At 67.3% G+C, this 1,145-nt stretch carries 1 pseudogene; it reads left to right on the forward strand.

The features are described from left to right. A pseudogene (locus EN991_RS37145) lies at nt 1-1,145 on the forward strand (RNA-binding protein); the annotation flags it as partial.

The following is a 1,145-nucleotide window of genomic DNA, read 5'->3' on the forward strand; positions in this document are numbered from 1 at the left end:
ACGCTGACCTTTTCGCCTGGCGAAACCACCGCCACCGGCACCATGGCGGTGCCGTTCGAATTGCGCAACGACTTCGCTTCGATCGCGCTCGACGGCGAGCGGCAGGCCGGTGCGGTGCGCGTCCTCGACGAAAGCTCCAAGCGCCGCCGCGTCGGGCTGCTGTCGCAGGCCGAGGCCGACCAGGCGCAGCCGCTTTTGTCGCCACTCTACTACATCAGGCGGGCGCTGCAGCCCTTCGCCGATCTGGTCGAACCCTCCAGCGCCGACCTCGCCGACGCCATCCCGCAGATCCTCGACCAGAAGCCCGCGATGATTGTCATGGCCGATATCGGCACCATTCCCGGACAGGTCCGGCAGAGACTTGTCGATTGGGTCGACAATGGCGGCACGCTGGTGCGTTTCGCCGGTTCGCGGCTGGCCACCGCAGGCGATGACGACGATTTGCTGCCGGTCCGCCTGCGCACCGGCGAGCGTTCGCTCGGCGGCGCGCTGTCATGGACGTCGCCGCAGCCTGTCACCGAATTCCCCAAGGCCGGCCCGTTCGCCGATCTGGCGCCGCCGACCGAGGTCACTGTCAGCAGACAGGTGCTGGCCGAGCCGACACCCGATATCGTCGAGCGCACCTGGGCGGCCCTTGCCGACGGCACGCCGCTGGTCACCGGACTGAAGAAAGGCAAGGGCACGCTGGTGCTGTTCCACGTCACCCCTGAGGCAACCTGGTCGAACCTGCCGATCTCCGGCAGCTTCGTCGAGATGCTGCGCCGCATCGTGCAGCTGTCGCGCAACCAGGGCGCGGCCATCGCCAATGCCGAAGCCGCCGCGGCGTCGCTGGCGCCCTATCGCATGATTGCAGCCGACGGCTCGCTGGTGCCGCCGACGCCGGATGCACGGCCGCTTGTACCGGGCGCCGGCGCGCTGCCGGTGACTTTTGAAAACCCGCCCGGCCTTTATGGTTCCGAGACGGGTGTGTTTGCCCATAATCTGCTTGAAGCCGACAGCACGCTGGCCCCGCTGGCGCGCCCGCAAATCACTGTTCCCGTCAGCTCGATCCAGTATGCCTTTGACGAATCGCGCAATTTGAAGGGCGCGCTGGTCGCGGCCGCCCTGGTGCTGATGCTGCTCGATACGCTGGCAGTGTTCTGGAT

Origin of the sequence: Mesorhizobium sp. M7A.F.Ca.US.005.03.2.1, assembly GCF_003997795.1 — a bacterium.
Classification (GTDB): Bacteria; Pseudomonadota; Alphaproteobacteria; order Rhizobiales; family Rhizobiaceae; genus Mesorhizobium; species Mesorhizobium ciceri.